Origin of the sequence: Quyinboa sediminis (genome assembly GCF_042219855.1) — a bacterium.
GTDB lineage: Bacteria > Bacteroidota > Bacteroidia > Bacteroidales > UBA5342 > JBHJHP01.
In genome coordinates, this window is the sequence record NZ_JBHJHP010000011.1 from 36,569 (window position 1) to 62,704 (window position 26,136).

Sequence of the window (26,136 nt, forward strand, 5' to 3'; positions counted from 1 at the left end):
GCCGTTAAAAATCAATATTTAACAGATCCAGCTTTGTGTCGGGGTCGGTCAGTAGCAAGACTTCGTGCATATATGGCACACGTTCAGCTATTGAGGAATTGACAGATAAGAACCAGGGGACTCTCCATTTTCGGGGGTTATATACGGGTTTCTTAATCAGAACAAAGCGTTTGTCCAGGTCGTTCAGTGTATTGGAGAAGTATTTAAACGGTAGTTCCAGATAGTGTTCATTAACCATTAACTCACGGGTATAAAAGCATTCTCTGTGATTCAGGTTAAAGGATACATCCTGTCTGGCACTTTTCAAAACCATTCCATCCGCATCATCTTTAAATATGGACATATTTTTATCCGACAATAACTTAAAGTCATCGAATTTTGTACCGGCCATCAGGTACTGATCCGGCACTATATAACGCGCACCTTTCGGGCTGGCTTTCCATTCAACAAAGAGCACCTTGTATGTCTCCGGTTCAACCAGCATAAATCCTTTCTGCAGGTCCCATGGAGAGCTGTCCTTCTGGTCGAATGTTACCTTATACACAGCTTTATTCATAAACCTGGTTTGGCCGGCCAGTTCAAAATTATAATTTTTGCGGTACTGAGGTTTAAGGAATGTAGCACTGTTATATGCCGGATCCATTATCTGAACATCATAAATGCTGTTGACCTTTGGTGTGAAATCCACATGGTTATCATAATTATCTGTTTTGAACCATTGGCCCTTTAAAATGCGGGTGCTGTAAACGATGGAGTTGTCCAGTATTCCGGGTGTTCTGGTAACTATATTGAGATCAAGCAGTGACTGCATTTCATCTCCCCATCCGGTTTGTTCCCTGTATGCTGCAAGCGCATAAACTGTTTTCTTTGATCTTGTTTTTAAGATGTTTCGAATGGCTTTTTGCGCAATATCGTTACCACTAAGTGTGGATGATGCCATGGTTAAAGGATCGAGTGTCACTTCCGGTTCATCTTCACCCATCTCTGATGCAATCAGCATTTTTTCTGCTTCACCTTTATAAGAAATAACAACGGTATCGTAATCCCTTATCAGTGCAAGGTCCAGGTAGAAGTTCCCATCTTCATCGGTTACATTGCCCCATTTCCTTGATAGCACGGTAACATCGGCAAAAACTGCATCCTGCTTATCGGGTGTCATAACATGTACCTTAATTTTTGTCGGGTTGACCCAAACCGGTTCAGGTTCTTCCTCAATCACAGGGACATCTTCCGGGTTCTCATAGAAGACCACGTCATTTTCATTGGCCCTGGTTTTTTGGTCTTCTACAGGTGGAACCAGGGGCTGTTCAGATCCGAATTTAATCCGGGCATTGCCGGGAATGCCTTCCACTGAGAGTCCTGCCACATCCGCTCTGAATTCATGACCGATATCTGAATTATAGAACTCAACCGTTGCTTTGCCAAACTCATCGGTTGTAAATGACGGGTTCCAGTAAAGTGTTGTTCGTTCGTCCGTTTTTATTTTAGTTGTAGGATCAGCATAATCCGGTGAATAAAACTCTTTGGTTTTGCTGTACCCTGTAATTTTCATTTTTAGAATACCTTTATAGTGGACCTGGCTGTATAATCCACCTCCGTTAATGGTGAATATGGAAAGAATGCCTACCGGTGCCGTAAGATTTTCCGATTGATTAACAAGAGCATCGATGGCACTTGCTGCAGACGGGTCTTCACTCATCTGATATTCGTAAAATTCAGCAATACCTTTTAGCGCATCTCCCGACTGTTGTTCCTGGGGATAGATCAGGTCGATTGAACTGACAATTGTTGGATCCAGTATGATGAGGTCCTGAACCTGGTAGAGTCTGTGCATGCTTGTCAGCATTCCTTTGGCATCTGTGGATCCAACCAGTTCGCCATCCACAAAAATAAAGTATCTGTGGCGTCTTCTGTCCTTGGGTGTGAACCGGACAGAAGAGTCTGATGTTATCAGAATCTCCATTCCAGGTATGGCATCCTCAATCATGCTCATCAGTCCCCAGTTCCATGGTTTCTGTTCGTTCAGGTCTTCCAGCTGTTTTTTACCAACAGTTTGTTCCGGAGCCCCAAATTCCTTAATCATAGCATCTTTAATATCTTTCCCTTTTGTTCCCGTAACGGTGACTTCGTCAATGATTACATCTGTGGTATCCAGGTAGAGTTGATTATCTGTGGCAGAGGCCAGTTCTTCTTCCAGATCATTCCGTTTGATCTGTTGTTTGTTATACACATCCGAAAGGTTTTCACCGCTGTATTCATGTGGATTTGAAATGTCAAAGTCAACAGGACGTGACTTATTATTGGTTTCCAGTTCAATTAAGAAATCTCTTTTGAGACTCATTTTGTTTTTGGTTTGCAGCACAGCACCCAAAGTATCTTTAAAGTCTTTAAGGATAAACGAGAATTCTCCATTGTCATCGGTGAGTTGAGAATAGGCATCAAACCGCCTGGGTATAAAAAAGGTGACATCCATACCTGCAGGTACTTCTTTCTTTTTGCCATTATCGCGGAATAACTTCCCTCTGAGGTAAAGTCCGGGTTCCTCAAGGTATTCCGGAAATGGTATGGTATCTTTCAGGACTTCCTTCCATGAGTACCTTCTCCAACCGTTTGTAAGCATCAGCAGTTCTGATTTCAGATAATTTTTGGATCCCGGTTTAAGAATATCTTTCAGGTCTGCCGGTAATCCCGGAAGCATGGAACTCAAATAGAAATTGGATACAAAGTCAGGATCCCGGTATAAGTCATCGCTCAACCGGTTGGCATCGGTTACCGCAAGCGAAAATGTACCTCTTACAGGATACCCCTCCTTGTCAGTTGCAGTTAGTTCAACTGAGATTTTTCCTCTCTTTTCCGGCTGAAACTGTGCATTATCAATATTGATCAGGAGCTGATCATTCTTGCTGAGGAAAAAGAGACGTTCACATACCGGCCGTTTGATATGATCAAAAACAGTAAACTGAATGATGCCGGTATTAAGGTCCCGCTTAGGGATAGCATATGTTTTTGTTTCCTGATTCAGACTGTCAGAAAGTGCATAAACTGGTGTGGTATTCTGCATGGCAAGCAAAAATAGGTTTTCAAACCTGCCGCTATTGTTTGTGATCGTCACCAGGATATTAGGAGCCTGTGGTGATGATTCAACTTTAAGATTATATCCGGCTGGTAGTCCCTCAGGCAGAGGAAATCTCAGGACTTCCGGTTCATTGTCTACATTTATTTCAGCGTGATAGGTCTTGCCGGCTTCCGGGGTGAACATAAAAAATCCACGCCCTTTCCAAAGCGTTTGAATGGTGGAAACAATATTGCCTGTATGATCTTTAATATAGCCTGTAACCGCAATATTTCGTCCGGTTTTATCTTTGGCTTCAAATGCAACCTTGGTATTGATGCCGGAAACAATATCACCACCTTCAGGATAAAACCTGAGTTTCAGCCCCGGCTCTTCTTCCTTTTCTTCAGCGTAGTGCGGTGTTTCTGCGGCCTCTTTTTTGTTCTTCCTGATATCAAGGTCCTTTAAAATATCAGAAATGGTATCTTCAACCGCATATTCACTTTTCTTCTCCTGAGGCTGGTCATTCAGGATATACACCGGTTTCCGGTAATAGAAATCAGCACCGGTATTCCGCATCCAGTTCGTATATGCAACAAGGGTGTATTCTCCACTTTTATAGCTGGCCGGAATATCAATCTGTCCGGAGGTTCTGCCCTGCTCCAGTTTCAGTATCTTTTTCTGAACTACACCACCGCCCGGCTTTAACAGGTCAACATAGCATACAATCTCTGTTTCGTTCAATCTTTGGTTTTTAACATTCATAATAAAACCACTGAACCAGATTGTTTCGCCCGTATAGTATACCGGTTTATCAGTGTGCAGGTAAGCTGTCTCCTGCCGGTGAACTGCCTGGTAGCTCATTATTTTTCTGATAAAGGCAGCGTTTGATTCTGCAATTTCAGTTGTGGCAGATATGCAGAGAACTGCAATTAGCAGGATCGCCGGAATGAGAGGGTTTTTAATCTTTAGCATTTTTCCAAAAGGTTATTTAAAGGCCTTAAATTACTAAAGTTTTTTTAAATACACCTGGTCAGCTGAATAAAAACAAAAAAAAGGCACCGCTGGTGTAGCGATGCCCTGTTTTATATTCTTAAACCACTGATTATGGCTACATCTTCATGAATTTTCCTGTTGCTTTACCGTTAACAAATACTAGATAAATGCCTGAGTTTAAAGATTCGATATTCAGTTGATTAAATACATTTTCTTCAATAACCTTTGATCCTGTAAGGTCGAAGATCTCAACTCTGGCAGAACTGTTCATGTTAAAGAAAAGCATATCTCTGGCCGGATTCGGATAGAATGATATGGTTTGTGTTGATACCCGCTGAACCGGTTGAAACTGCCCTGCAGCCATATCGATAACCATGTAGCCCAGTTCATCCTGTGCCACTGTTTTTGTGCCGGTTGATGTTTCGGCCTGTTTAAATACGCGTTTATTCAGGTTAACATCAAAATAGCGCAGCGTAGTTGTCACATTATCATTGGCTGTCTGTAATTCGGCAAACATAGCCGGATCAGTGAAGGACGCATCTACATTGATCTGCGCCTGCTTTAAAAGATCACCAACCATAGATGCAGTTTTACCAACAGCAATTTTTTTGCGGTCCAGAACACCGGTACCCTCGGTTGCTGCAAAATAGGTAATAGTTTCAGATGAAACAGAAGCAGTCTGCGATGCTTCTTTCTGAATACGCACCTGAAATCCTGTTGTGCTTACATCTTTAATCCTGACTTTTGTCGGGAATGGCGTAGCATCGGTAAGCTGTGTGACAAAAACCACCGGTTTGGAATCAAACGGTACCGTGAAATTCACCTGTTTCCATGATCCATTGACAGCTGAAACCTTTTTAACTTCTGCTGTTATACCGTCCATATCATAATTTCCATCCGGCAAAGCAAGAAATGAAATGGATTCAGGTTTGGTTTCAATATCTAAATTGTCACCTGACTGAAATGCCCACGTTTCAACACGCATGTTTACTTTACTGTCATCCAGCTTACTGATTCTTTTGGTGAGCTGTGGCTTGCTGTTTCTGTATGAAATTGGTCCCAGAATAACAGATGGATCATTTGTAAATGCATGTGGAAATACACAGGCCTGATCATCAAAATTTGAAACCATAAATTTAGCCACCTGTATGGAATCCTGTCCTGAAGTCACAGAGACGGATTTAACCGGCGAGTAAACGGTTGTGCCACCCGCAATAACACTCTTGATTCGGAACTGGACAGTGCCCTGAACGCCCTCCTGATAAGGATCCTGATAAACGGTAACTCCGGGATTTGTCGTACTGAAAACTTCCACAAAATCACCATCGTTTATGCGTCTTTCCACAACAACCAGATTGGTAAGTTCTTTATTGGGATCTTCCCACTGAATTAAATGTTTTTGCAGTGAAGGAACAGAAGTTAAAAGTTTGATAAACGGTTCCTGAGCATTCCAGTGAGGGATCACTTCATTTTTGCGTGTGAATGCGATTTCAGAAGGGTTATCATAGTAATATTGTCCGGCCAGTGTCAGTCCGCCGTTTAAAACCATTGCGCGGCAGTCCTGTACCCAGTCGTAAATAAAGTAGCGTTCCACAAAACTTGCCGTATCCAGAACCTGCAGAATGGCTTTCATGTCATTCAACTGTTTGGCCGCATTTGCAGGATTATATTCCCTGTTGCCCGCTGGCCAGCTTTCATTGGTCCAGTTGGCACCGTTATTCCACTCGGTGATCCACAAGGGACGACCGGTTCTGTCGTGAATATATTTAAGGTCGTTATACCATTGCTGTGCAGATTTGGCCCAGTAACAATGCAGTGCCACAAAGTCTACCCTGTAATTCATTTCATCACATTTTGCAATAAAGTCAAACAGGTTACCACCACCGTCCGGCGCTCCATTCCATTCTGAGGACCATGCCGGTGAACCTAATCTTAAACCTGATTTCATGAAATTCGGCCACTGATCGATCATGGCATTAAAGGATATGTTGGCCTGATCCGGTCTGTCGGGTTCATTGAAACCGAGCAGATGGCTTATGTTCTGTTTGTTATTGATGGCATCCCATGAAGGCCAGCCACCATTCTGACGTATCGCTGCATATTCATAATTGAGAGAGGAGCTTCCCCCGATATTCCAGTCATAATATGACGTAGAGTTAATGTCGTTCGGGTTCCAACCGGCTTTTCCTTTCTTTGTTACCCACTGGTGTTTAAATACACGGATAAAGGAAACTTTACCTGCCAGCATCGCAGGAATATTGATGTTCATATCACTGTTGTCAGCAATGAACACCCGACTGTATCCTGAACCATCGTTGTTATTGGCAAATGTTGCCATATAACCTCTTTTAAGTTTAAAGGACTTAATGGCATTATCGAAAGACCCCAGGTTTGTATAGTATGTATACACTGCATATGAATTCTGCTCACCACCGAAATCAGGCTCAGTAAATACCGTTAATGGTTTAAAATCAGATCCGTGAGGCATGATCACTGTTCCGAGTTTATAAATAGCCACACGTCCGTTGGCTCCATCCGTTAAAGTACTTCCGTTGATTTTTATGGAGGTTCTGTACTTGGCTACCACGTCGGTAGGACGCATATTGTCAAAAAATAACCAGGCATCCTCGTTGGTCAGATCAACAGTGCTGTTGGTCATGGCATTTGAAGTATTTGTAATGTGATACTCCACTGCTTCGCTTAAAACAATATTCTGATCCAGAAGCGAATCAATAGTCTGCACATCAACAGCACGTGCACTTGTCACTCCGAAAATCATCAGGATTGCCGGTACAACAACAGCTCTTTTAAAGAACTGAATTTTTCGGAGTGAGCTTAATTTGAAAGAAAATTTAGAAATGTTTAAAATATTCATGTTGCGGATTTAAAATTTGCTGCAAATATATTGGTTTATTAAACATGGTCTCCAAACAGTTATGCAATATAGTACAACAAAATTCATACCATAGGTTATGAAATTAAAATAGAGTGTAAATTTTTCGACAGCAAACGGTGATAAATAAAATACGCCATACATGATGAAAGGAATTGCATTAGTTGTATTTTAAGTTTTACTTTTGCAGAGGTATTAAAAAGAACACTATTCAATGAAGTTTTTATTTCTGGCTGGTCTCATAGGCGTTTTACTGGGATGTAATTTCAGCAAGCAGCAGGAAAATGCAGTGGTCGATATCCTGAAAAACGAATATGCTTCCGGGTACAGCATTGAAAACGTGGACGAGAATTACATTGTTACGATAAAACACCCCGGTGATCATAGTGTGCCATTTCAGAAATTTGCACTTTACAGTAACGAACCTGTAAAAAACAGAAATGACATCGAGTTTCAACTGAAAATTCCGCTGAAGAATGTCGCAGCACTGGCAGTTACTCATATCGGTTATATCGATGCTGTTAAGTCCGTATCAAGTATAAAGGGCATAACCGATCCGTTCAGAGTATATAATGCCAAAGTAAGAGAAGGTGTACAAAACAGTGACATTCAGAATCTGGGAGAAAGCATGGTACCCGATCTGGAAAAGATTCTTGCCATGCATCCGGATGCCGTTTTTATGTCTGGTTTTCCGAATGCAAGAGAACATAACCGGATATTGAACGAAGCAGGAGTACCCGTTATCTACACTGTGGCCTGGACTGAAAAAACACCGCTGGCAAGGGCCGAATGGATTAAGTTTTTTGGTTTGTTATATGGTAAAGAAGCGTTTGCAGATTCTGTTTTTTCGGTTGTTAAAAATCATTATAATAGTTTGGTGAACTATGCGGATTCTCTTGATACAAAACCGGAAGTGTTTTGTGGAAACAGTTTCAGGGGAGTCTGGTATCTGCCCGGTGGCAAAAGTTATATATCTGGACTGATAAAGGATGCAGGGGGTAATTATATCTTTAACTCAGATACCACATCAGGAAGTATGGCAGTGAGTTTTGAAGTGGTTTATGCCGAAGCAAGAAATGCAGATTTCTGGCTGAATGTACAGGAAAAAACCATAACTGAAATGATGTCTCACGATAAACGCTATGGTTCTTTTAAACCGGTTGAAAAAGGAAATGTGTATAACCGGCTGGGACGTGGGGTATTAAATCAGGGAAACGATTATTTTGAAACGGGAACCTGGCGGCCGGATTTAGTTTTAAGCGATTTAATTCATATTTTGCATCCCGAAACAGGACAAGATTCCTTAGTCTTTTACAAACGGCTGGATAAATGAAACAAACTTCCCGTTTTACATTACGATTGGTGATTGTAACGCTGCTGACTGTGGTGTTCTTTGTTGCTGATTTATTGATGGGAAGTGTATCTATTCCTCTGCCGGAAGCCCTCAAGATCCTGTTCGGATCAGGCCTTGATTCAACATTTACCTACATTATACTGGATTTCAGATTACCTAAAGCCCTGGTTGCCATTTATGTGGGAGCCGGACTTTCAGTTTCGGGTTTGATGATGCAGACCCTGTTTCGCAATCCACTTGCCGGACCATTTGTGTTGGGTATAAGTTCGGGGGCAAGCCTTGGCGTTGCGCTGTATACCATGGCAGCGGGTCTGGTATTTGGAACTGCTGCTGTATTTGCCACAGGAGCCCTGGGTATGGTCTTTGCAGCCATTATTGGAGCAGCACTGGTTATGTTGCTGACCCTACTCGTTTCGCTGAGGGTTAACGATACCGTGTCGTTGCTGATTGTGGGGATTATGTTTGGCAGCATCACAGGAGCCATAGTCACTGTTTTACAATATTTCAGTGATCCGAATACGGTACACAATTTTCTGGTGTGGACATTCGGAAGCTTGTCGGGAATCACCTGGAGTGAAGTCCGTATAATTACGGTTTGCTTTGCCATTGGTATTGTACTCGCATTTGCACTGGTAAAGAATCTGAATGCCATGTTACTGGGCGAAAATTATGCCCGCAGCATAGGGGTAAACAATAAACGATTACGCATTATAATTATACTGATCACCAGTCTGATAGCAGGTACTTTAACGGCTTTTGTTGGACCCATTGGTTTTATTGGCGTGGCTGTTCCGCATATGGCACGTTTCGGTCTCAGCAGTTCAGATCACAAAAAACTGATGCCATTAACTGCATTATACGGCGCATCATTAATGTTGTTATTTGACATCGTTTCACAACTGCCCGGATTTCATAATACCCTGCCTATAAACGCCGTTACAGCACTGTTCGGTGCACCGGTTGTGATCTGGGTCATCTTCAGGAGTAAATCGAAAAAGAGTGCATTCTGATGGTGGAATTTAAAAACATACCGTTCGATACCATTCTTCAGACCACTGAACTGTCCATAGGGTACAAAAGCCGCAGGAAAGTACATAAGGTCGTCATGTCAGATCTCAACCTGAGCATTTTCAGGGGAGAAATGATTTGCCTTATCGGTCCAAACGGTGTCGGTAAATCAACATTGATCCGAACGATTTCGGGCATGCAGCCTGCCATTGAAGGTGAAACCTACATTGAAAATATTCCGCTGAATGATGAAAACCTCAGGCAGCTGTCACGTATGATCAGTGTGGTATTGACAGACCGCATCAATCCCGGACATTTTACGGTGTTCGATATGGTGGCTATGGGACGGCATCCGCACACCAACTGGTTTGGAAGTCTGGCAGCTCAGGATATCGGGGCGATAGAAACCGCGTTAAAGCAGGTAGGAATGTTGCCTTTTTCGGATCAGCCCTTCGAAAACCTGAGTGACGGTGAGCGGCAGCGTGTCATGATCGCCAGGGCTCTTTCGCAGGATTGTCCGCTGATTTTACTGGATGAACCGACTGCACACCTTGATTTACCCAACAGGGTGGAAATTATGAAACTTTTGCGTTCCCTGGCCAGAAAGACCAATAAATCTATCCTGATATCCACACACGAGCTGGATCTGGCGTTGCAGACGGCCGACCGCGTATGGCTGATGACAGAAGAGCGGGGAGTGATCACAGGAACACCGGAGGACCTCGTGTTAAGCGGTGAGTTCGAACATGCATTTCATAACCAGTCCTTTGATTTTGAGATCAACTCGGGAACGTTTAAGGTGGTCTATGAGCAGAATAAATTTGTAAAACTTAAGGGTGATAATGTGCGGGTTTTCTGGACGCGAAGGGCATTGGAGCGGCATGGATACCGGATATCGGATGAGGCACCGTTTGAGGTCATTGTAAACGGGAAGGACTGGCTGGTTGTCCGCGGAACAGAAAGAGTAGTATGCAATACGATTTGGGAGGTTTTGAATTCACTGATTGCCTGATCTTACATTTGTACTATCTTTGTTGTATATGCAGAATCCAAACGATGAAATAAGGTTTACCGGACAACGGGAACGGTTGGTGCGTGAACTGGAGCGGAAAGGAATAAAGGATGTTTCTGTTTTAAATGCCATAAATAAAGTTCCCCGGCATAAATTTTTCAGACCTGATTTACTCTCATTTGCTTATTACGATAATGCCTATCCGATTGGAGCGGGACAGACCATATCACAGCCTTATACTGTTGCTTATCAGACGGCCTTACTCAAAGTGGACAAAGGTTTAAAGGTGTTGGAAATTGGAACCGGATCGGGTTATCAGGCTGCAGTTTTATGTGAGATGGGTGCTGCTGTGTACAGCATTGAACGCCAGAAAAGTCTCTACTCGCTTACACCTGTTTTACTGAAAAGACTGGGATACTATCCCAAACTGGTTTATGGTGACGGGTTTGAAGGGATTCCGGATGAGGCACCATTTGAGCGGATACTGATTACGGCAGCAGCTCCGGAGGTTCCACAGAAATTGCTGAAACAACTGACTGTGGGTGGACTGATGGTTGTGCCGGTTGGTGGTGAACTGCAGATAATGATGCGGATTACACGGATCAGCGAAACGGATTTTGAAATGGAAAAATTTGGTGCGTTTACGTTTGTGCCCATGTTGAAAGGAACAGAGTAAACAATTAGGAATCACTGTTGTCCGGTTAAAGCTTCAGAGATTCCTCGCTACACCCGGAATGACAGCCAGCAAATGCCTGTCATTCTGATCGTAGTAAAATGAAGCGAAGAATCTTTAAGTAATATTGATTTTTAGCCGGACAACATTGATAAGGAGTGTAGAATTACGAATTTATATTTTGTTAAATCCTCCGATCCAGATGTAAAATCGGGACCTCCTCCTTTTGATCAGGAGGACATGGTCCTTCAAATTTTAAGTTTTACGACGTCCCTCTTGTGAAAAGGGGGTGTCCGGCAGCGACGGACGGTGGATTTGTTAAATAAAGAACAGATAAATGAGGAATGGCTCTTACATATTTCTGCGAGAATCTGCGTTTCAGTCTGCGAAATATCCTGATTCTTGCGTCTTGATTCTTGATTCTAAATAAAACTTATATGCTAACAATTAAAACATTCATATTTAATCCGTTTCAGGAAAACACGTACGTGGTATCGGATGAAAGCGGAGCCTGTGTTGTCATTGATCCGGGATGTTCGTCGGATCGTGAAAACAGCGACATTAGTGCTTATATTGAAGAAAATAAACTTAAGCCGGAAAAGGTATGGTGTACACATTTGCATGTGGATCACGTACTTGGGAATGCCTTTTTTTACGAAAAATATGGTTTAAAGCCTGAAGCCCATTTTAACGAACAGGATCTGTATAACATGGTGAAAGGTCAGGCGCAGATGTTTGGTTTGGTAATGAATACAGAGCCTCCTTCCATCGGAAACTATCTGAATGAAGGGGATTTGATAAGGTTTGGAAACACGACGTTTAAAGTCTTGCTGGTGCCGGGACATTCGCCCGGAGGGCTTTGTTTTTATTCAGAAAAAGACAGGGTGGTATTTGCCGGCGACTGCCTGTTCAGTGGGAGCATTGGACGAACAGATCTCTGGGGAGGTGATCACGACCTGTTGATCAGCAGAATTAAGTCCGAGCTACTGACTTTACCCGATGAAACCGTTGTATATTCCGGTCACGGCCCGATGACCACGATAGGAGAGGAGAAAGAAGATAATCCGTTTATTAATTAGTGGGAGTGCAACTTTAAGTCGCAGCCACTTCTGACCTACTATTTTACAGAGGTATTGCTTTGGGCAAAATAATATTTTTAAAAATATTATACTCAGAAAATTAATATTCAGACTTTTCCAGAATATATTCGGCTGTTTCAGGTTTTAATTGCTCAAAACAAAGCTAATATAACTGGAATAAGTCGGTTTTTAGACATTTTATTTAATGTTAATACTCTTTTGTAAAATTCGTAATATCAGCTAATAGTACCAAAGCTAACTAAAAATATGCCTCTTGACAGTAAGTCAAATTTTTTGTAATTTGCACAAAACAACCCTGAATTATAAACTAAAATTTAAATTTTATATCTAAAAGAGAACTCAATATTATATTGTAATAAGTGAAGTATAGTATCTTTTTACACGGGGCAAAAAACACCCCGCCTCGTTACTGAAGCAGGGTGAAAACTAAGTTTTTAATCTGTGAAACCAGCACGTTTCACACAAATACAAAATTATGAAAAATAAAGTTTTAATCATTACTCAAAAGTTACCTGTGTACAATTTAGTTTTATGCTTAGCCTTAGTTTCAGTTTTTATGCTTAGCTGTAACAACGATTCTGAGGTGTTAAATCAAGAACCTGTAAAAGAATTGATCACGATTGATAACTTGGGTCAAGTCCATAATTATTTGTTAGACAAATATGAAAAAAGCAGCTTAAAATCAACATTAACATCTAAAACTTTTGGTGATGTTTATAATGAGTTTGAAAGGATATTGCTTGAATCTGAAAAATATTCGACAAATTCAACGATCCTATCTGATCTTACTGATTCAGAAAAATTAGAAATTCTGAATAAATTTGCTGATTTAAAATTGGATAACAACTTCCAGAAAGAATTTAAAAGAAGATTTATAACTTACTTTCAAAGTCTTCAAGACATTGACGCTGATATTAAAGCAGATATTTTAAATACTGTTAATAATTATACTCTGATAGATAGTCCAGATGATTTTGAAAACAAAAGAAGTTATAATTTAGCTATAGCTTATAACAATGTTTACAAATCATCAATGGATTATTGGGGTACGAATAATAAATTGAAGAGTGTCAATATTACGGAAAACCAAGCGATTATTTGGGCTGATGCTGCTGGCGCTTTAATTGGTTTAGGCTGTGGAGGTGTTATGAGTATTTTGATGGGTGCAGCTACTTCTAATATGATAGTTGAATGTTATAATATGGAGTAAAAGTTATTGTTATGATCAGATTTAAAACAAAAATCTTGGATTTTACAATTCTTATCGTATTCATTTTTTGGGGTATTTTAGACTTATTTTCATTAATTCCAAAATACCAGTTCATAATTGATTTAACTTGCTCAATATATTTTGTGGTTATATTTGAGATTTCCTTAAAAAGAACACAAGATAGAGATTCAAGATATAGTTCTCTTGTTAAATCAGTTTTTCTTTTTAATGCAATATTAATTGCTACTGCAGTTATTATTCATTTTCGAGATTTAACAATACGAATAAGTGGATTAGAGGTTGTAAATATTGTTTTACCTCTTCAAAGTTTGTATTATTTGTATTATCTCAGAAAGAATAACAGTTAATAGGAATCTGTTATCTTTAAAGGGGCTGTCTTATTGATGCAAGATGGCCCCTATTGGTTTCTGTTAGGAAATATCTAATTCAAGTAGTATTAAATGAAGTATACAAGAACCGCAAATTGGATGTATATGTAACTAGTAATTCTTTGGCATCTTTTAAAGAGAACAAGTATAATTAAGGATAAATTCACTACTATTATTACAAGCAGTAGTGGAGGGTTATTTTCCGTTTCACATATCTTGGTTCCGGATGTGGTTATCCAAGTACGAAAAATTTTAGCAGCAGATTTCACATATTTTTTAAAATACAGTTTTATATGGAACAGCTCCAGAGGGAATTCTTGGAGAGCAGTAAGAATTACGTTTAAGTACTTAAACGTAATTTGTTGATTATTAAAATGTACAGACCTTATAAGTCCCTGATCATCTTTTTTATGATCTTTGAATTAATAGCAGCAGTCGTTTTCGTTAAAGAAGAAATTAGCTTACGACTATTTTTGATATTTACAGAATTATCTGTTGGTATGATTGCATTGCAAAAGTACAATGAAATCCAAAGGAATAAAAAGAATAATACAAAATAGCTCAAACAGACTTGAGAAATTGATCCGATGACTTAACGTCATCGGATCAATAGTTTTATAATTTAAATGCCTCTTTAATAGCATCCACATAGTCGAGTTTTTCCCAGGTAAACAGTTCTACTTCTGTTTCAAGTTCACCGGAATAAGGCGAACTGAATTTTTTGCGAACCACTTCCGGTTTACGACCCATGTGACCATAAGCTGCTGTTTCCAGATAAATAGGGTTTCGCAGTTTAAGCCTTGTTTCAATGCCGTTTGGCGTCAGATCAAAAATCTCAGACACTTTGTTGGCAATGGCGGCATCACTTAAATCAACGTTTGATGAACCATAAGTCTCCACAAAAACACTGATTGGCTCCGCTACACCGATGGCATACGACAACTGAACCAGGATTTCATCGGCTACACCTGCTGCTACAATATTTTTAGCAATATGCCGCGCTGCATAAGCTGCTGAACGGTCTACTTTTGATGGATCTTTACCGGAAAAAGCACCACCACCGTGAGCACCTTTGCCGCCGTAAGTATCCACAATAATTTTACGTCCTGTTAAACCGGTATCACCGTGAGGTCCACCGATAACGAATTTTCCGGTTGGGTTCACATGGTAGATTATTGCTTCATCGAACAGTGCCTTAACACGTTCAGGAAGGTGTGATTTTACCCTTGGGATCAAAATATTGATCACATCGCTTTTTATTTTAGCCACCATGTCTTCGTCAGCCTTCAGCTGAGCATCCGGCGATGAGGGTGTAATAAACTCGTCATGTTGTGTTGATACCACAATGGTATGAATACGTTCAGGAGCGCCATTGTCATCATACTGAATGGTAACCTGCGATTTGGAATCCGGACGAAGATAAGTCATCTCTTTTCCTTCGCGACGGATATCAGCCAGTTCTTTAAGCAACAAATGTGATAATTCCAGCGAAATAGGCATGTAATTATCGGTCTCCCTGCTGGCGTATCCGAACATCATCCCCTGGTCACCGGCACCTTGTGTTTTGGGGTCTTCACGGTCCACACCACGGTTAATATCAGCCGATTGTTCATGAATGGCATTCAGTACACCACAGGAGTCACCCTCAAAACGGTATTCTCCTTTTGTGTAACCTATTTTGTTGATGACACGGCGTGCGATTTCCTGTACATCAACGTAGGTCTGAGATTTTACTTCACCGGCCAGTACAACCTGTCCGGTAGTTACCAATGTTTCGCAAGCAACTTTCGACCTCTTGTCGAAAGCCAGAAATTCGTCGAGCAGAGCATCTGAAATCTGATCGGCAACCTTATCAGGATGGCCTTCAGATACGGACTCTGATGTAAATAAATATCCCATGATTTAAGAATTAAACTTTAAACTTTGTGGAAGATTTGTCAGGCAAGGCTCATAAATGCAGATTCTTTTTAGCATTTTTTTATGTGGTTGCAAGCAGCCAAATCTTTCCACGATTACGGGTGCAAATATATATTATTTTCAGATTTATCTGTAATTTTTAACCATTTTAAATAGTTTTAGCGTGCAATAGCAGGCGGGCATTTAACCGTTATACTCATATTTAAAATACTATGGAATCATATTTTATGATTTGCAATAGCAGCAGAACATGAAATTCCGTTATTTTTGTGAAGATTATCCGGATATATGGCTAAGAAAAGTAAAAGGAAGAGCTTAAGACAAAAGTACCGCATTTCCATCATCAACGAGGAAACGTATGATGAGGTTCAGTGGTGGAGACTGTCGCCCATCAATATCCTTATTTTTGTTTTTATCGTATTTACGCTGGTCGGTGGAGGTACAGCTGCCGTAATTGTCTTTACTCCCCTGAAACAGTATATTCCGGGTTTTCCGACCGCAGAAATGCAGGAGAACATTGCCCGTAGTACTATTCTCGCTGATTCTCTGGAAAACAAACTGAACCAGTACGGACGATATCTGAACAGCATCGGCGTGATCCTTGAAGGCGATCTTCCGGAAGAAATGTTCGCCGATACCGGGTCATCTGAAACTCATCCAACCTTTATGGAGCGGATGGACCTGGAGCCCAGTCTGGCAGACTCTCTCTTCAGAGCCGATATTGAACAACGTGAAAAATATAACCTTCAGGTTTTTAATGCTGACGAGGATGAAAATACAGATGATGACCTGATGCTGTATAAGCCGGTGGACGGTGTGGTAACTAATTCCTTTGATCCGGAAGAAGAGCACTGGGGAGTGGATCTGGCTGCTGCACCAAACGAAAAGGTTATGTCGGTAGCTGACGGAACGGTTATTTTTGCTGAGTGGTCGCTGGTAACGGGTTATGTGATTCAGGTTCAGCATGCCAATAATCTGGTAAGTGTATATAAACATAACAGTACCCTGCTGAAGGATGAAGGGAATAAGGTAAAAGCAGGAGAGGCTATCGCGATTATCGGTAATTCGGGAGAATTGACCACAGGCCCTCATTTGCACCTGGAATTATGGAAGGACGGGAAAGCCATCGACCCGGAAAAACACATTGTATTTTAGCTGCATGGAAAAGACCAGAAAAAAACTTGCCATATTAGGTTCAACAGGTTCCATCGGAACGCAAACGTTAGATGTTATCCGTGAACATAACGATAAATTCGAGGCCTATATCCTTACTGCCGGGAGTAATGCCGATTTACTGATCAGGCAGGCTATGGAGTTTAAACCCGAGGTGGTGGTCATAGGAAATAAGGAAAAGTATCCCGCCGTTTCAGAAGCTCTTGGAGGGTTGCCTATAAAAGTATTTGCTGGCGAAGAAGCTATTGCACAGGTCGTTGAGTTTGGGGCAGTGGATATGGTGGTGACGGCTATGGTGGGATATGCAGGGTTAAAACCAACCATTAATGCCATTAAAGCCGGTAAAAATATTGCACTGGCCAATAAGGAAACACTGGTGGTGGCCGGTGAACTGATCATGGGAATGGCTGCAGAAAACAAGATTGCCATTTTACCGGTGGATTCAGAACATTCTGCGCTGTACCAGTGTATGGCAGGAGAGTGGCAGAATCAGGTAGAGAAGATAATCCTTACCGCTTCAGGTGGCCCTTTCAGAACCCGTAATTATGATTACCTGCAGAATGTAACCAGCAAAGAAGCCTTAAAACATCCCAACTGGGACATGGGGGCCAAGATTACTATAGATTCGGCAACAATGATGAATAAAGGATTTGAGGTGATTGAAGCCAAGTGGCTGTTCGGTCTCAAACATAACCAGATTGAAGTCATTGTGCATCCGCAGTCCATTATCCATTCGTTGGTTGAGTTTACCGACGGTTCACTGAAAGCACAAATGGGGCTGCCTGATATGAAATTGCCCATTCAGTATGCATTATCATATCCGAAAAGATTAAGGTCAACCTTCCCTCGTTTTAACTTTATGGCCTATCCCGAACTGACCTTTGAGCAACCTGACCCGGAAAAATTCCGTTGCCTTGAACTGGCATATCAGGCCATGTATTGTGGTGGAAATATTCCCTGTATTATGAATGCAGCAAATGAGGTGGTTGTGAAAGCCTTTTTACAGGACAAAATCGGATTTCTTGAAATTGCGGAAATCATCGAAAAGACCATGGAGAAAACAGCCCATGTTAAAAAGCCAACTTACGAGGATTATGTGGCGACCGATGCCGAAGCGCGAAGAATTGCAGCGTCGATGATTAAATAAGATATAAGAATCAAGACGGAAGACACAAGAATCAGGATTTCACGATTCACGACTCACGATTTCACGACTCAAGATTTCGTGTATCAAAAACTCGAGCTGTCGAATCTCAAGGGCAGTAAATCATTGGAATTTTCTATGGCAACAATCTTTTCACTGCCGTAAAGGATCACCTTCATAGGCGAACCAAATCTGGTGTTGGATTCCGTGATGACCTGTCTGCAACTGCCGCAGGGTGCAACTGGCTGATCAAGAAATAATCCGTCTTTTTGTGCACAGACAGCCAGACAAACTGCTCTGCTTGCAGGATACCTGGCATGAGCCGCAAACAGCGCCACACGTTCGGCACATAAGCCGGAAGGATAGGCCGCATTTTCCTGGTTGCTTCCGGTCACGATTTCACCATTATCAAGCAAAACGGCGGCACCTACATGAAAACCCGAGTAGGGAGCCCATGCTGTCTCTGCAGCATTCTTACAGGCTTCAATGGTTTCTTTTTCCAATGCTGAAAATTCATCACTGTTATCGAATTCCAGTGCGGTTAGTGTGATTTGTTTTGTTTTCATTGCAGTTTTCTAAGCGTTTCAAAATTAACGATAATGTTCTGTTGCATCAACATTATGTGAGGTGTTTGTGCTATTTTTGTCCAATTAATCCTATTTGTATGTTACAAAGTGATCCGATTGGGCTGGCCGTTTCTGATTTTTTTAAAACGGGTAAGGCAAAAAAGCTCATTGTACATTCATCACAATTTGATGATGATGAAATCCCGGTAAACTATCTTTTCAGAAGTTACAGTCGACTTCCGGCCATTGAAAAATCGGCTATCAGCAACTGTAATGGAAGAGTGCTTGATACAGGCGCATGTACCGGCGCACATGCATTGATACTGCAGGAAAAAGGTTTTGATGTGACAGCCCTGGAAATATCTGATCTGTGTTGTGAAGTCATGAAGAAGCGTGGTGTTGAACATGTGATCCATGGCGATATTTTAAGGATTGAACCAACGAAATACGATACCGTTCTGGTGCTTATGAACGGAACGGGCCTGGCAGGTACGATCAATAACCTGGGATCATTTCTTAAAAGGTTGGGATCTTTTTTAAACAGCGGTGGTCAGATTCTGATCGACAGCAGCGATCTGAAGTATCTTTATGAGGAAGATGATGGTTCATACCTGGTTGATCTGAACGGAGCTTACTATGGTGAAATCGATTTTCAGATGGAGTACAATGGAATTAAGGGAGAAACGTTCCCCTGGCTGTATGTTGATCCGGATACATTTGCGCTGATTGCAGAACAGTCGGGATTTAGTTTTAAAATCCTTAAAGAAGGTAACCATTATGATTACCTGGCCCGGCTAATCAAAAAATAAACTATTTCTTAAGATTCTTAAAATAAAGATCCAGCAATTCTCTTGCTGCGATGAAGGAACTTTTTTCTTCGTTCAATACCTGTTGTTCCAGTATTGGGATACCGGCTTTTATGTCCGGTTCATTGTAGAAATTTTGTTTGAGTTGTTCATTGATGCTCTCATACATCCAGTATTTGGCCTGTCGTTTGCGGCGATCGTAAAAGTAATTGTTGGTTTTAGTATGACTCAGGTATTCCAGCAACATATTCCAGATGTCGCTGATGCCGGTGTGATGTAATGCAGAACAGGTCATGACGCGGGGTGACCAACCGGATTCTGATGGTGGAAAAAGATGCAGTGCATTGCTGTATTCCCGTTTTGCCATGTCTGCTTTTTTTATGTTGTCACCGTCAGCTTTGTTAATGGTAATCGCATCGGCCATTTCCATGATGCCTCTTTTAATACCCTGTAACTCATCACCGGCACCGGCGATAAGGACCAGCAAAAAGAAATCGACCATGGAGTGCACTGCAGTCTCTGACTGTCCCACCCCAACAGTTTCTACAAATATGGTGTCGAAACCGGCGGCCTCGCATAAAATAATACTTTCACGGGTTTTCCTGGCTACACCTCCTAATGTACCCGCAGACGGACTCGGACGGATGTAAGCATTTGATTCGGATGATAATTTTTCCATCCGGGTTTTATCGCCTAAAATGCTGCCTTTTGTTTTTTCGCTGGAAGGATCTATGGCCAGAACTGCCAGTTTGCCACCGTTGTCGATTATATGCATGCCGAGCGATTCGATAAAAGTACTTTTACCGGCACCGGGTACTCCTGTAATTCCTAATCTGATGGAATGGCCTGTATGGGGAAGGCATTTCTCAATTACTTCCTGTGCCAGCTGATAGTGTTCCTGCTTATTGCTCTCAACCATGGTGACAGCCTGGCTCAGGATAGTGATATTCCCCTTTAATATCCCATCTACAAATTCATCGACCGAACGAACGGCCTTCTTCTTTTTCCTGAATTTTTTCAGGTTGGGATTAACAGCAGGTGGTTGATCAATTCCGGAATTGACACTTAAGCCTTTGTATGAGGCATCATTTTCGGGGTGCTCAATATGGTGGTGTGAATCTTTCTCTGACATAAATTTTATCTTTCAGACAAAGTTAAAGAAATCAATCGCCGCAGCCATGAATAAAGAAAAATATTGTTAGTGTGTTTTCCACAGGATACGGATTTTGCATAATTCAATTTTTTATTACATTTGCATCCGCAAAACGGTTTACCGTTGCCAAAACGCCCGGATGGCGGCCCCGATGCTTCGGGGGGTAGACGCGCTAATAGAAATATCTTTTATATTGGCGTTAAAACAAAGCCATCCAACAATTTTATATTGTTGCCCGGATGGCGGAATAGGTAGACGCGCTGGTCTCAAAAACCAGTGGTAGCAATACCGTACCGGTTCGATTCCGGTTCCGGGTACAGAAAGAGCGAATAACAGAATGATGTTTTTCGCTCTTTTTATTTTGCATTTGCAGTAACTAAAGTATAGCCTACAAGTCTGTCGTATCGGTCGCTGAAAGATCTGTAGTAGGCATAGATGCGGTAATCATTTTCGGTTTCAAAAAAGTTATTTTCGTAAGGTGAATAACTCGCAATTTTTTCTCCGGTAGGTAAAAACAGGTACTGGTAATCGTAACGTCCCTGTTTCAGAAGAATATTCGTATTGTATGCTTTTTCATCAAAATCGTATTTCATCTCATAAGGATCTGAGAATTCTCCATAAGTAAAATCGCCGTTTAAAAAGATTTTGCCATTAAAATAAGGATCATCACGGCGAATGGTAAAATGCACAATAACATAATCCGATTCCAGTGCGAGATTATCCTGATCAGCTTCCTGTCTTCTCACAAAGAATTTGCCGTTTACATCGTGCCTGTAACTGTAACTTATCTTGCTTTGTGGTTCATCGGGAATTAATACCATATGATAGTAGGGCGCATAATATTGAATGCTTTGAATGCCATGTGTATTATATCGGGTGGACGTGGCTTCGAAATACCTGAATTCATTACCGCCTTTAAATACCAGATCCGCATTGTGTTCGTATACCAGCTGGTTTGGTTTAATAAAGGTTGGCTGAATGCCGGATTTTATATTGTCTCTTCTGTCGTTTTGCTGAATAAAAATTTTCATCTCTGTTGCCGGATCCTGTATAGGCAATTCAGGATGTGACACAACAAAATTTATTTGCTGGTTCTCTTTTCTTATATCGGTTTCGGTAACAAATGCCACCTCCGGTACAATATTAACCGTATTTTCATATACGTAAAAACATGCTGTAAGAACCGGTTCTTTACTGTTGCTGCCGGTAACAGTAACAACATAATTCCCCGATACTTTTAGTGAGGTATAATCATTTGGAATTTTGAGTTTGTAATGAACATATGGTACATTTGTATTAATGGAGTATTCATAATCGTCAATAAAAGATGTTTTAAAACCGGTTATGACCTCTGTATCTGTCAGATCCGATGGCAGCCAGTCGCTGTTGCAGTGGGTAATGTGGTATTTCAGGCTCTGTTCACTGTCAGACAGTTCGTCAAAGCTTATAATGATCTGGTCACCACCGTTCAGGGCAATAGCCGGATACGATAAAATATTGTCGGAATTATAAACCTGCAACGTCTTAAAATCCGGGGATGTAATATGCGTAAAGTAAGGCTCAATTCCGTAGGAATTAATTAGAGTTAATATAAATAAAAATAATAATGTATTGATCTTTAGCATAATAGGCTAATTTTAAACAAATTACAAATATAGATGTTTACATTGAAGAAAAAAATCTTTATAAAGATGTTAAACAATAACGATTGAGCGATAAAATTTAATACTTTTGCACAAAATTTTTAGGAAAAATTATATTTCTTCTTACTATGGCGGAAATGATTAAAATCAGGAAGGGATTGGATATCAAGCTCGAAGGTAAAGCTGAAGAGCAGATATTATCAACCCCCAAAGCAGAACTATTTGCTTTAAAACCGACAGACTTCCATGGATTAACGCCAAAGCTTCTTTTAAAACCGGGAGAAAAAGTAAAAGTTGGAACACCGGTATTTTTTGATAAGTACAACCCTAAAGTTTTATTTGTTTCACCGGTTAGTGGTGAACTGGTTGATGTTGTCAGGGGAGAACGCAGACGCATACTGGAAGTTGTCATTAAAAGCGATGGCAAAATGACTGCAGAGGATTTGGGAAAATCCGATGTGTCAAAAATGAAGCGGGAAGAGGTTGTTGAGAAAATTCAGCAGGCGGGAATGTGGTCTTTCATAAAACAAAGACCCTATGATATTATTGCCAAAGCAAATAAAGAGCCCAAGGCGATTTTTATTTCCGGATTTGATACTGCGCCTTTGGCACCGGACTATAGTTTCATGCTTAAAGATAAAGGTGCCGAATTACAGGAGGGGATAAATGTTCTGAAAAAACTCACTGCCGGTAAAGTTCACCTGTCAGTTGACGGAAACTCTCCTGCAAAAGTTTTTAAATCACTTAAGGGTGTTGAGATCCACGAAGTCGATGGTCCGCATCCTGCAGGAAACGTTGGAATTCAGATTCACCATATTGATGCCATCAATAAAAATGAAGTTGCATGGGTTATCAATCCTCAGGATGTAGCCGCTCTGGGCAGCTTGTTCATAAATGGAAAATATGATCCGACCAGAACTATTGCCATCACAGGTTCAGAACTAAAGAAAACAGGTTATTACAACATTATTCTCGGTATGTCGGTAACGCCGTTTATCGCGGATAATGTAAATAAGGATGTTCATCTTCGCGTCATCAGCGGTAATGTGCTGACTGGCACCAAAATTTCAAAAGATGGTTATCTTGGCGCATACCATCATCAGCTGACAGTAATTCCTGAAGGTGATGATTTTGAGTTTATGGGCTGGGCTAATCCGGGATTTAATAAATTCAGTGTACATGGTAATGTCTTTTCAAAGTTTCTGGGTAAACGTACATGGAAACTGGATGCCAACCTTCATGGGGGTTACAGGGCACTAGTTATGTCTGGTGAATATGAAAAGGTACTGCCAATGGATATTTTGCCTGAATTTTTGCTGAAATCTGTTATTGTTAAGGATATTGATAAGATGGAGCAGTTGGGCATTTATGAAATTGCGCCGGAAGATATGGCCTTATGTGAAGTTGTTTGTACATCCAAGACCGAAGTTCAGCGTATTATTCGTGAGGGACTGGATCTGATGATTCAGGAATTAGGATAAAAAATTTACAATATAAAATTCAGAGCCTTGAAAGCATTAAGAAAAATTATTGATAACATTAAACCTCAATTTGAAAAGGGTGGAAAGTTTGAAAAGCTCCACTCTGTGTTTGATGGTTTTGAAACTTTTCTCTTTGTACCGGACAAGACTTCTAAAAGCGGAGTGCATATTCATGATCAGAATGATATGAAACGCACAATGATCACTGTGGTCATTGCACTTATACCTGCCTTGCTTTTTGGAATGTTTAATGTCGGTTATCAGCATTTTCATGCACTGGGAGAAACAAAAGAGTTTTTTGAAACATTCTGGTATGGTTTAATTCGGGTATTGCCTATTGTCATTGTTTCATATGTAGTTGGATTGGGCATTGAGTTCGTGTTCGCCCAGATTAAGGGGCATGAGATTCAGGAAGGTTTTCTTGTAACAGGAATGCTTATTCCTTTAATTGTGCCAATCGATGTACCGTTGTGGATGGTAGGTGTGGCCACAGCTTTCGCAGTCATTTTTGCCAAGGAAGCATTTGGTGGGACAGGAATGAACGTGTTTAATGTGGCACTGATTACCCGTGCTTTTCTGTTTTTTGCTTATCCCATATATATGTCGGGTGACAGCGTGTGGATCAGGGGTATAGCAAAAGGTGCGGCACTGCCTGATGGTTTCAGTGGTGCAACAGCATTAAGTCAGGCTGCTCTTGCTCATTCAGGTGAAGCTGCTAAAATAGTGGATGGATTTGGTAATCCGGTCTCGTTATGGGATATGTTTGCAGGGTTTATACCCGGTTCAATAGGTGAGACTTCAACCATTGCCATATTAATTGGTGCTGCTATTTTAATCATAACAGGAGTTGGTAGCTGGAAAGTAATCGTGAGCACCTTTGCAGGTGGTTATCTGATGGCGCTGTTACTGCATGTGGCAACAGGCGACAATGCATTTATGCTAATGCCCCCACATTATCAGTTGGTTCTGGGTGGTTTTGCATTTGGAGCCGTCTTTATGGCAACTGACCCGGTTACCGGTTCACGAACAGAAACAGGAAAATGGATTTACGGCTTTTTAATCGGTGCTCTGGCCATTCTGATCAGAATTGTTAACCCGGCATATCCTGAAGGAGTGATGCTGGCGATCCTGATCATGAATATATTTGCGCCACTCATCGATCATGCTGTGGTCCATCAGAATATTAAACGACGTTTGAAACGAGTAAAAGCAAACGCTTAAAAGATAGATGTCATGAACAGAGAAGGAAATGCTTATACATTTATATACGCCATAATAATGGTTGTTGTTGTGGCCGCAATTCTTGCTTTTGCCTCTTTAAGCTTAAAGGAAAGGCAAAACCTGAATGTTGAGATTGCAAAGAAATCAGACATCTTAAAGTCAGTAAATATTGCCAGTACAGCCGACGATGCAGAAGCCAAGTACAGCAAATACGTTACGAATACTTACATCCTGAATTCAGCAGGAGAAAAAGTGAAAGGTGATGCGTTTTCGGTTGATATGACCAAACAGGTGTTAGTCAGCCCTTCTGAAAGGAAATTACCGGTATACGAGTGTACGCTGGATAATGGTGAACTGAAATATATTCTTCCGTTGCGCGGTAAAGGGCTTTGGGGACCAATCTGGGGATATGTAGCATTGAACAGCGACAAGAAGACTATTTACGGTGCAACATTTGATCACAAAGGGGAGACGCCCGGTCTTGGTGCTGAGATTGCCAAACCGCACTTTCAGGAACAGTTTGCCGGAAAGAGTATCCTTGAGGATGGAAAGGTGACGTTTTTTGTGTTAAAAGGAGGTGCTTCTAAAGGAAATATTCACGCCGTTGACGGGATTTCCGGAGGTACCATTACCAGTAAGGGAGTTCAGGCGATGATGAACGACTGTTTGTCGGCCTACGATAAGTTTTTAAATGAATAAAATTTGACATTATGGGCTTATTTTCAGCAAAAGAAAAAAAGATACTATTTAATCCCTTAAGCAGCGATAACCCAATCGTTGTACAGGTGTTGGGTATTTGTTCTGCCTTGGCAATTACAGTTAAGCTTGAACCGGCTTTGGTAATGGCAGTATCTGTAACAGTGGTAACGGCTTTTTCAAATGTGATTATTTCACTCATGCGTAATACCATTCCAAACAGGATACGTATTATTGTTCAGCTGGTAGTCGTGGCAGCGCTTGTTATTCTTGTGGACCAGTTACTGAAAGCTTTTGCTTATGATGTAAGTAAACAGCTCTCGGTATTCGTTGGACTGATCATTACAAACTGTATCATCATGGGACGACTTGAAGCATTTGCTCTTGGCAACAAACCATGGCTGTCTTTTCTCGATGGTATCGGTAATGGGATGGGATATGGTCTGATTTTGGTTATTGTGGCATTTTTCAGAGAGTTGTTCGGTTCAGGACAGTTATTCGGATTTCAGATTATACCGGAATCTCTGTATGAAAATGGGTACAGTAATAATGGTCTTTTCATTCTGCCTCCTATGGCTTTATTCCTGGTTGGATTAATCATATGGGTGCACAGAAGCAGAAAGAAAGATTTACAGGAAACACATTAATC

Annotated in this window: 19 protein-coding genes and 1 tRNA gene; 14 read left to right on the plus strand and 6 right to left on the minus strand. The window is 41.1% G+C overall.

The window, feature by feature from the left end; translation table 11 throughout:
• Positions 1-4 precede the first annotated feature (4 nt).
• Both ACE1EF_RS19360 and ACE1EF_RS19365 read right to left on the minus strand, forming a co-directional pair.
• Positions 5-4,027 carry an MG2 domain-containing protein gene (locus ACE1EF_RS19360; protein ID WP_375722359.1) on the minus strand — a complete coding sequence of 1,341 codons (4,023 nt, stop codon included), beginning with the start codon at positions 4,025-4,027 and terminating at the stop codon, positions 5-7.
• Positions 4,028-4,163: 136 nt separating this feature from the next.
• A complete protein-coding gene (locus ACE1EF_RS19365; protein ID WP_375722360.1) occupies positions 4,164-6,923 on the minus strand; it encodes a glycosyl hydrolase in 2,760 nt (919 codons plus the stop codon).
• A gap of 232 nt (positions 6,924-7,155) precedes the next feature.
• On the opposite strand from ACE1EF_RS19365, the gene ACE1EF_RS19370 reads away from it, so the two are divergent.
• The 6 genes from ACE1EF_RS19370 (at position 7,156) to ACE1EF_RS19395 (ending at position 13,298) form a co-directional block, all read left to right on the plus strand.
• A complete protein-coding gene (locus tag ACE1EF_RS19370; RefSeq protein WP_375722361.1) occupies positions 7,156-8,274 on the plus strand; it encodes an ABC transporter substrate-binding protein in 1,119 nt (372 codons plus the stop codon).
• Positions 8,271-9,305, plus strand: a complete 1,035-nt coding sequence (locus tag ACE1EF_RS19375; protein ID WP_375722362.1) for an iron chelate uptake ABC transporter family permease subunit — start codon at positions 8,271-8,273, stop codon at positions 9,303-9,305. Before ACE1EF_RS19370 ends, ACE1EF_RS19375 begins: the two co-directional genes overlap by 4 nt.
• A complete protein-coding gene (locus ACE1EF_RS19380) occupies positions 9,305-10,315 on the plus strand; it encodes an ABC transporter ATP-binding protein (RefSeq protein ID WP_375722363.1) in 1,011 nt (336 codons plus the stop codon). The genes ACE1EF_RS19375 and ACE1EF_RS19380 overlap by 1 nt, the downstream gene beginning before the upstream one ends.
• Positions 10,316-10,343: 28 nt before the next feature.
• Positions 10,344-10,991, plus strand: coding sequence for a protein-L-isoaspartate(D-aspartate) O-methyltransferase (locus ACE1EF_RS19385; protein WP_375722364.1), 648 nt, complete (start codon positions 10,344-10,346; stop codon positions 10,989-10,991).
• A gap of 434 nt (positions 10,992-11,425) precedes the next feature.
• Positions 11,426-12,067 carry an MBL fold metallo-hydrolase gene (locus tag ACE1EF_RS19390; protein WP_375722365.1) on the plus strand — a complete coding sequence of 214 codons (642 nt, stop codon included), beginning with the start codon at positions 11,426-11,428 and terminating at the stop codon, positions 12,065-12,067.
• Between the two features lie 496 nt (positions 12,068-12,563).
• On the plus strand, positions 12,564-13,298 hold the full coding sequence (locus ACE1EF_RS19395) for a hypothetical protein (protein WP_375722366.1): 735 nt from the start codon (positions 12,564-12,566) through the stop codon (positions 13,296-13,298).
• A 1,004-nt stretch (positions 13,299-14,302) separates the two neighbouring features.
• Here the strand turns inward: ACE1EF_RS19395 and metK are convergent.
• Positions 14,303-15,586 carry a methionine adenosyltransferase gene (metK, locus tag ACE1EF_RS19400; protein WP_375722367.1) on the minus strand — a complete coding sequence of 428 codons (1,284 nt, stop codon included), beginning with the start codon at positions 15,584-15,586 and terminating at the stop codon, positions 14,303-14,305.
• A 306-nt stretch (positions 15,587-15,892) separates the two neighbouring features.
• Between metK and ACE1EF_RS19405 the strand changes: the two genes are divergently transcribed.
• The gene (locus tag ACE1EF_RS19405; protein ID WP_375722368.1) at positions 15,893-16,759 is read left to right on the plus strand and encodes a M23 family metallopeptidase; all 867 of its coding nucleotides are present in this window, start codon (positions 15,893-15,895) and stop codon (positions 16,757-16,759) included.
• A gap of 4 nt (positions 16,760-16,763) precedes the next feature.
• The gene (locus tag ACE1EF_RS19410; RefSeq protein ID WP_375722369.1) at positions 16,764-17,924 is read left to right on the plus strand and encodes a 1-deoxy-D-xylulose-5-phosphate reductoisomerase; all 1,161 of its coding nucleotides are present in this window, start codon (positions 16,764-16,766) and stop codon (positions 17,922-17,924) included.
• Between the two features lie 83 nt (positions 17,925-18,007).
• On the opposite strand, the gene ACE1EF_RS19415 is transcribed toward ACE1EF_RS19410, so the two are convergent.
• A complete protein-coding gene (locus ACE1EF_RS19415) occupies positions 18,008-18,487 on the minus strand; it encodes a cytidine deaminase (protein WP_375722370.1) in 480 nt (159 codons plus the stop codon).
• A 98-nt stretch (positions 18,488-18,585) separates the two neighbouring features.
• Between ACE1EF_RS19415 and ACE1EF_RS19420 the strand changes: the two genes are divergently transcribed.
• Positions 18,586-19,296 (plus strand): class I SAM-dependent methyltransferase, encoded by a 711-nt coding sequence (locus tag ACE1EF_RS19420; RefSeq protein ID WP_375722371.1) that lies wholly within the window; start codon positions 18,586-18,588, stop codon positions 19,294-19,296.
• Position 19,297: 1 nt separating this feature from the next.
• Here the strand turns inward: ACE1EF_RS19420 and meaB are convergent, their stop codons facing one another.
• Positions 19,298-20,425 carry a methylmalonyl Co-A mutase-associated GTPase MeaB gene (gene meaB, locus ACE1EF_RS19425; protein ID WP_375722372.1) on the minus strand — a complete coding sequence of 376 codons (1,128 nt, stop codon included), beginning with the start codon at positions 20,423-20,425 and terminating at the stop codon, positions 19,298-19,300.
• Between the two features lie 254 nt (positions 20,426-20,679).
• Here meaB and ACE1EF_RS19430 point away from each other — a divergent pair.
• Positions 20,680-20,763: transfer RNA gene (locus tag ACE1EF_RS19430), tRNA-Leu, on the plus strand.
• A gap of 39 nt (positions 20,764-20,802) precedes the next feature.
• Here ACE1EF_RS19430 and ACE1EF_RS19435 read toward each other — a convergent pair.
• Entirely contained in the window at positions 20,803-22,071 is a 1,269-nt protein-coding gene (locus tag ACE1EF_RS19435) for a type IX secretion system plug protein (protein ID WP_375722373.1), read from the minus strand.
• Positions 22,072-22,226: 155 nt separating this feature from the next.
• On the opposite strand from ACE1EF_RS19435, the gene ACE1EF_RS19440 reads away from it, so the two are divergent.
• From ACE1EF_RS19440 to ACE1EF_RS19455, 4 genes are read left to right on the plus strand one after another with little or no spacing between them, the layout of a single operon-like run.
• The gene (locus tag ACE1EF_RS19440; RefSeq protein ID WP_375722374.1) at positions 22,227-23,570 is read left to right on the plus strand and encodes a Na(+)-translocating NADH-quinone reductase subunit A; all 1,344 of its coding nucleotides are present in this window, start codon (positions 22,227-22,229) and stop codon (positions 23,568-23,570) included.
• A 27-nt stretch (positions 23,571-23,597) separates the two neighbouring features.
• Positions 23,598-24,791, plus strand: coding sequence for an NADH:ubiquinone reductase (Na(+)-transporting) subunit B (locus ACE1EF_RS19445; protein ID WP_375722375.1), 1,194 nt, complete (start codon positions 23,598-23,600; stop codon positions 24,789-24,791).
• A 12-nt stretch (positions 24,792-24,803) separates the two neighbouring features.
• Positions 24,804-25,490 carry an NADH:ubiquinone reductase (Na(+)-transporting) subunit C gene (nqrC, locus tag ACE1EF_RS19450; RefSeq protein WP_375722376.1) on the plus strand — a complete coding sequence of 229 codons (687 nt, stop codon included), beginning with the start codon at positions 24,804-24,806 and terminating at the stop codon, positions 25,488-25,490.
• Between the two features lie 11 nt (positions 25,491-25,501).
• Entirely contained in the window at positions 25,502-26,134 is a 633-nt protein-coding gene (locus ACE1EF_RS19455; RefSeq protein ID WP_375722377.1) for an NADH:ubiquinone reductase (Na(+)-transporting) subunit D, read from the plus strand.
• The last annotated feature ends 2 nt before the right edge of the window (positions 26,135-26,136 follow it).